General features: G+C 66.6%; 5 protein-coding genes and 2 pseudogenes. All 7 read left to right on the top strand.

Annotation, left to right across the window (positions count from 1 at the left end):
* Positions 1-361: pseudogene (locus JNN06_RS12780) on the top strand (DnaA/Hda family protein); the annotation flags it as partial.
* 51 nt (positions 362-412) lie between these two features.
* A complete protein-coding gene (locus JNN06_RS12785; protein WP_291239978.1) occupies positions 413-2,605 on the top strand; it encodes an RNA degradosome polyphosphate kinase in 2,193 nt (730 codons plus the stop codon).
* 218 nt (positions 2,606-2,823) lie between these two features.
* Positions 2,824-4,359 carry a Ppx/GppA family phosphatase gene (locus tag JNN06_RS12790; RefSeq protein WP_291239979.1) on the top strand — a complete coding sequence of 512 codons (1,536 nt, stop codon included), beginning with the start codon at positions 2,824-2,826 and terminating at the stop codon, positions 4,357-4,359.
* A complete protein-coding gene (locus JNN06_RS12795) occupies positions 4,356-4,967 on the top strand; it encodes a VOC family protein (protein ID WP_291239980.1) in 612 nt (203 codons plus the stop codon). Before JNN06_RS12790 ends, JNN06_RS12795 begins: the two co-directional genes overlap by 4 nt.
* The gene (locus JNN06_RS12800; RefSeq protein WP_291239981.1) at positions 4,964-5,452 is read left to right on the top strand and encodes a GNAT family N-acetyltransferase; all 489 of its coding nucleotides are present in this window, start codon (positions 4,964-4,966) and stop codon (positions 5,450-5,452) included. Before JNN06_RS12795 ends, JNN06_RS12800 begins: the two co-directional genes overlap by 4 nt.
* A 31-nt stretch (positions 5,453-5,483) precedes the next feature.
* The gene (locus tag JNN06_RS12805; protein ID WP_291239982.1) at positions 5,484-6,179 is read left to right on the top strand and encodes a molecular chaperone DjiA; all 696 of its coding nucleotides are present in this window, start codon (positions 5,484-5,486) and stop codon (positions 6,177-6,179) included.
* Positions 6,176-6,608: pseudogene (locus JNN06_RS12810) on the top strand (endonuclease); the annotation flags it as partial. The gene JNN06_RS12805 and the pseudogene JNN06_RS12810, both read left to right, overlap by 4 nt.

Here is a 6,608-nt window from a genome sequence, read left to right on the forward strand (position 1 = left end):
ATTCCATCTTCACAACAGGTTGGCCGAACGCGGCCTGCCCTTTCTCATCACCGCCCGCACCCCGCCGCGCGACTGGGGCCTGACGCTGCCCGACCTGCTCAGCCGGATGCAGGGCACCAGCCTCACCCGGATCGAGGCCCCCGATGATGCCCTGCTCAGCGCGGTTCTGGTCAAGCAATTCGCCGACCGCCAGCTGGCCGTGCCGCCCGCCGTCATCGACTGGCTGATGGCGCGCATGGATCGCAGCCTCGCCGCCGCCCGCGATCTGGTGGCCCGCCTCGATGCCGAGGCGCTGGCGCAGGGGCGCCCGGTCAGCCGCACCCTCGCCGCGCGCGTCCTGCAAATGCTGGACAGTGACTGACCCCGCCCCTACTGTCATGACAGCGTTACAAAATTCGAACAAAAGACCGCCATGACACAGGCTGATTTCCTCCGCGCCCCCTTCCCCGCCCCCGTCCCGATGACCGAGGCCGAAACCCTTGGCCCAAGACGGTTTTTCAACCGGGAAATGAGCTGGCTGGCCTTCAACTGGCGCGTGCTGGAGGAGGCGGCGAACCCGGCGGTGCCCTTGCTGGAGCGGCTGCGCTTCCTTTCGATCTCGGCCACCAACCTCGACGAATTCTATACCGTGCGCGTGGCGGGCCTGCGGGCGCTGCTGCGCACCGGCACCCCCACGCCCTCCGAGGATGGGCGCAGCCCGGCTGAGCAGCTGGAGCTGATCAATGACGATGCGCGCCGCCTGATGAAGGTGCAGCAGATCACCTACAAAAAGCTGAAGCGCGAGATGGAGGCGAAGGGGATCGAGATCCTCACCCGCTCCAAACTTTCGGCCCGCGACCTGAAATTTCTGGAAAATCACTTTCTGAACAAGGTCTTTCCGGTTTTGTCGCCGCTGGCGATTGACCCCGCGCACCCCTTCCCCTTCATCCCCAATACCGGCTTTACGCTCGCGCTGGAGCTGGAGCGCGAGGAGGATCACCGGCTGTTGCAGGCGCTGCTGCCGATCCCGCAGCAGATCGCGCGCTTTGTCACCCTGCCGGGGCCGGTGGGCGAACATCGCTGCCTGCCGCTGGAGGAGCTGCTGCTTTTGCATCTCGACATGCTGTTCCCCGGTTATGCGATGCGCGGCCATTGCGCCTTCCGCGTGCTGCGCGACAGCGACCTCGAGGTGGAGGACGAGGCCGAAGATCTGGTGCGCAGCTTTGAATCCGCGCTGAAACGCCGCCGCCGGGGCGAGGTGATCCGCATGAAGATCAGCGCGGGCGCCCCGCCCGAGCTGAAAGCGCTGGTGATGGAGGAACTGCACGTCACCCCCGATGAGGTGGTGGAGGTGCGCGGCCTGCTGGGCGTGGCCGACCTCAAGGAGCTGGTGCTGTCCTCGCGCCCCGATCTGCTCTGGCCGCCCTTCACCCCGCGTGTGCCCGAACGCGTGCAGGACAATGACGGCGACATGTTCGCCGCCATCCGCCAGAAGGACATCCTGCTGCACCACCCCTACGAGACCTTCGATCTGGTGATCCGCTTTCTGGAACAGGCGGCGCGCGACCCGAACGTGCTGGCCATCAAGCAGACGCTCTATCGCACGTCGTGGGACAGCCCGATCGTCTCGGCGCTGTGCGAGGCGGCCGAGGCCGGGAAATCGGTGACGGCGCTGGTCGAGCTGAAAGCCCGCTTTGACGAGGCCGCCAATATCCGCCAGTCGCGGCGGCTGGAACGCGCGGGCGCGCATGTGGTCTACGGCTTCATGCACTTGAAAACCCACGCGAAAATCAGCACCGTGGTGCGGCGCGAGGGCGACAATCTGGTGACCTATACCCATTACGGCACCGGCAATTACCACCCGATCACCGCGCGGATTTACACCGATCTCAGCTTTTTCACCTGCGATGCCGCGCTCGGGCGGGATGCGACGAAGGTGTTCAACTACCTCTCGGGCTATGTGCAGCCGCAAGCGCTTGAAAATATTGCCATCGCGCCGATCAGCCTGAAATCGCGCCTGATCGAGATGATCCGCGCCGAGGTCACCCATGCCCGCGAAGGCCGCCCGGCGGAGATCTGGATCAAGCTGAACAGCCTGATCGAACCCGATGTGATCGACGCGCTTTATGCCGCCTCGCAGGCCGGGGTGAAGATCAGCCTCGTGGTGCGCGGCATCTGCGGATTGCGGCCCGGAATCAAGGGCTTGTCCGAGAATATTCGCGTGAAATCCGTGGTCGGGCGATTCCTGGAACACAGCCGGATCGTGTGCTTTGGCAATGGCGGCGGGCTGCCCTCGAAACAGGCGCGGGTCTTCCTGTCCTCCGCCGACTGGATGGGCCGCAACCTCTCGCGCCGGGTGGAAACGCTGGTCGAAGCGCTGAACCCGACGGTGAAGAACCAGATCATGGGCCAGATCATGGCTGCCAATCTGGCGGATGAGGCGCAAAGCTGGGTCTTGAACCCCGATGGCAGCTATTCCCGGCAGCTGAAAGACCCCAGCGACGGGCCGCTGTTCTCCTGCCACCGCTTCTTCATGGATAACCCCTCGCTCTCGGGGCGCGGCACCGCCGGCGCGAAGGACGTGCCCCGCCTCGCCCGCCCAAGGGACGAAGCCAGCCCCGGCTGAAACCGCGCATGGGGGGCTGTCTGCCCCCCACGGCCCTGCGGGCCTCCCCCCGAGGATATTTTTCAACAGAAAATGGCAAAGCGCCCCAAAGGCTCATTTTCTGTTCACAAATATCCTCGGGGGGTGCGGGGGGCGAAGCGCCCCCGCTGCGACGCCAGCCCCTCTTGACCCCGCCCGACACTTGCCGCCATCTTTCGCCCCAGACCAAGGAGCCCGCCATGAGCGCAGACCTGCATGACGAGAACGGCCCCTTTGGCCAGCCGCTGTTTGAAGACCCTTCCGCCCGCGCGCTGAGCCGCGTGGGGGTGGTGGATGTCGGCTCCAACTCGGTGCGGATGGTGGTGTTTGACGGCGCCGCGCGCTCGCCTGCCTATTTTTACAATGAAAAGATCATGGCGGGTCTGGGCAAGGGGCTGGCCGAAACCGGGCGGCTGAACCCTGAAGGCGCGCGCCGCGCGCTGGCGGCGCTGAAGCGCTTTGCCCTGTTGGCCGAGGGGATGCATGTGCATCCGATGATCGTGGTGGCCACGGCAGCGGTGCGCGAGGCCGAGGACGGCCCTGCCTTTCAGCAGCAGGTGCTGGACGAGACCGGCTTGAAGATCTGGGTCATCGACGGCGACGAGGAGGCCCGCCTGTCGGCGCAGGGGGTTTTGCTGGGCTGGCCGGAGGCCAAGGGCATCGTCTGCGACATTGGCGGCAACTCGATGGAGCTGGCGCGGATCGGCGGCGGCAAGGTCGGCAAGCGCGCCACCTCGCCGCTGGGCCCGTTCCGGCTGCAACAGGTAGAGGGCGGTCCCAAGAAGCGGCGCGAGCATATTCGCCGCATTCTCAGGGCCTTGCAGATCGAGCTTAAATCCTCGGGCGAGCGCGTCTATCTGGTCGGCGGCAGCTGGCGGGTGATTGCCCGGCTGGACATGGAGCGCCGCAACTATCCGCTGACCGTGCTGCATGAATATCGCATGACGCCGAAATCGGCCTTGGACACGCTGGATTGGCTGGCCGGGTCTGACCTCACCTTGCTGCGCGCGCGCACCGGCACCTCGGCCGAGCGGATGGAGCTGGTGCCGCTGGCCTGCGAGGTGCTGCGCGAGCTGATCGACATCTTCACCCCGTCGGAGATCGACATTTCCAGCTATGGCATCCGCGAGGGGATGCTGTATGAGCAGATGCCCGAGCGGCTGCGCGCCCGTGATCCGCTGATCGAAGCGGCCCGTGCCGCCGAGGCCACGCAGGCCCGCATTCCGGGTTTTGGCAAGAAGCTCTATGCCTTCATCGCGCCGCTGTTCAAGGCCTCGCCCGAGGCGCGGCACCGGCTGATCAAGGCGGCCTGTCTGCTGCATGACACCACCTGGCGCGCCCATCCCGATTACCGCGCCGAGGCCTGTTTCGACAACGCAACCCGCGCCAATCTGGGTGGCCTTGACCATCCGGGCCGGGTGTTTCTGGGCCTCGCGCTGCTGCATCGCTACAAGAACAGCCGCTCGGGCAGCCGGATGGAGACGCTGTTCCGCCTGTTGACCGAGGAGGAGATCACCGAGGCCGAAATCCTCGGCAAGGCGATGCGCTTTGGCGCCATGTTCTCCATCGACCACCCGGAGGAGGCGGGCTCGCTGGTCTGGCAGCCCAAGCGGCGGGTGCTGGAGCTGCGCCTGACCCCACGCGGTGCGGGCCTGATGGGAGAGGTGGCGCAATCGCGGTTCAGCGCGCTGGTGCAGGCGATGAAGGCCACGCCCAAGATCACCTTGCAGGAATGATCCTCGGCTTGGATCATCTGGCGCTGGATCATCTGGCCTTGGCGGCGGAAACGCTGGAGGCGGGTGTGGCCCATGCCGAGGCGGCGCTTGGCCTGCCCTTGGCGGGGGGCGGGGCGCATGCGCTGATGGGCACGCATAACCGCTTGCTGGGCCTTGGCGATCTGTATTTCGAGGTCATCGCCATTGACCCGTCTGCCCCCAAACCGCCGCATGCCCGCTGGTTCGATCTGGACCATTTCCGCGGCCCGCCGCGCCTGACCAACTGGATTTGCCGCGCCGATCTGCGCCACGCCCCGCCAGAGGCCGGGCGGGTGCTGGATGTGGCGCGGGGCGATCTGCGCTGGCGCATGGCGGTGCCGGAAAGCGGCGTGCTGCCGATGGGGGGCACCTATCCGGCGCTGATCGAATGGCTGGGCGACCGGCACCCCACGCAGCGCCTGCCCGACAGTGGCGCGCGGCTGGCCTTGCTGGAGATTGCCACGCCCGACCCCGCCGCCCTGCGCGCCGCCCTGCCCGGTTTTGCCGACCCTCGGGTGCAGTTCAGCCAAGGCGCGCCAGACTTCCGCGCCACCTTTGATACGCCGCATGGCCGCCGGGTGCTGACGTGATCCGCCCCACCCTGCCGCAGGATCTGGAGCCGATCCGCGCCTTCTGGAACCCGATGATCCGCGACACGCTGGTCACCTTTTCCTCGGAGGAAAAGACCGAAACCGGCCTGCGCGACTGGTTCGCGGCGCGGCAGGCGGCGGGCCATGGCTGCTTCACCGCGCATCTGGCGGGCAAACCCGTGGGCTTTGCCAGCTACACGCAGTTTCGCGGCGGCAATGGCTATGCGCGCTCGATGGAACATACGATCATTCTGGCCCCGGCGGCGCAGGACCACGGCTTTGGCCGGGCGCTGATGGCGGCGGTGGAGGATCACGCGCGCGCGGCAGGCCATCATGTGATGATGGCGGGCGTCTCGGGCGGCAATCCGGCGGGGCGCGATTTCCATCTGGCGCTTGGCTACCGGCTGGTCGGCACGCTCCCCGACGCGGGGTGGAAATTCGGGCGTTACCACGATCTGTGGCTTTTACAAAAAATCTTGACCTGACAGCTTGGTTTTTCCCGTCTATCCTGCGCCCATGTCGATCTGGACCCGTATTCTTGAGGCTATCTCCGCACTCGCACAGGGCGAAGGCTTTGGCGCGGTGTTTGATCGCCTGCGCAATCCGCCCGAGGCCTGCCCCGAGCGCACCGTGGCCTTCACCATTGCCGTGATCGCGCTTGGCGCCAAGATGGCCAAGGCCGATGGCGAGGTGACGCGGAACGAGGTGGCCGCCTTCCGCGAAGTGTTTCATGTGCCGCCCGAGGAAGAGGCCCATGCGGCGCGCGTGTTCAACCTGGCCCGGCAGGATGTGGCGGGGTTTGATGCCTATGCCGGCAAGATCCGCGCCATGTTTCAGGGCGAGGCGCGGGTGCTGACCGATGTGATGGAGGGGCTGTTCCACGTCGCCATGGCCGATGGCAGCTATCACCCCGCAGAGGATGCCTTCCTGCAAGAGGTGGCGCGGATCTTCGGACTGGGCGAGCCCTGCTTCCGCGCCCTGCGCGCCCGCTATGTGCCCGATGCGCCGCGTGACCCGTTCGAGGTCTTGGGCCTGCCCACCCATGCCAGTCTGGACGAGGCCCGCGCCGCCTGGAAGGCAGCGGTGCGCGACAGCCACCCCGACCGGCTGATTGCACGCGGCGTGCCGCCCGAAGCGGTCAATCTGGCGCAGCAAAGGCTGATCGCGGTGAATGCGGCCTGGGAAGAAATCGCGGCCCGGCAGGCAGCATGAGTGCGCCCCCGCGCCCCCTGCGGCTCGCGACCTGGAATGTCGAATGGTTCAACGCGCTGTTCGATGATGCGGGCCAGCCGCTGCTGGACAGCCAGCCCGCGCAGCGCCATGGCACCACGCGCGCCGCGCAGCTGGAGGCCATTGCCATCGTGCTGACCGCACTGGAGGCCGATGGCCTCATGGTGATCGAGGCCCCCGATACCGGCAGCACCCGCCAGTCGGTGCGCGCACTCGAAGACTTTGCCCGCCAGTTCGGCCTGCGCCAGAACCGCGCGGTCACAGGCTTCAAATCCGAGACCGAGCAGGAGATCAGCTTTCTCTATGATCCCGCCCGGCTGGAGGTGCGCCACGATCCGCAGGGCCAGCCGCGCTTTGACGGCACCTTTCATCACGATCTGAACGGCGATGGCACGCCCGAGCCGATCCGCT

It is taken from the genome of Gemmobacter sp. (assembly GCF_016792925.1).
Classification (GTDB): Bacteria; Pseudomonadota; Alphaproteobacteria; order Rhodobacterales; family Rhodobacteraceae; genus Gemmobacter.

Coding starts and splice junctions, on each gene's coding strand:
- JNN06_RS12785 (WP_291239978.1), top strand. CDS start 413: ATGACACAGGCTGATTTCCTCCGCGCCCCCTTCCCCGCCCCCGTCCCG.
- JNN06_RS12790 (WP_291239979.1), top strand. CDS start 2,824: ATGAGCGCAGACCTGCATGACGAGAACGGCCCCTTTGGCCAGCCGCTG.
- JNN06_RS12795 (WP_291239980.1), top strand. CDS start 4,356: ATGATCCTCGGCTTGGATCATCTGGCGCTGGATCATCTGGCCTTGGCG.
- JNN06_RS12805 (WP_291239982.1), top strand. CDS start 5,484: ATGTCGATCTGGACCCGTATTCTTGAGGCTATCTCCGCACTCGCACAG.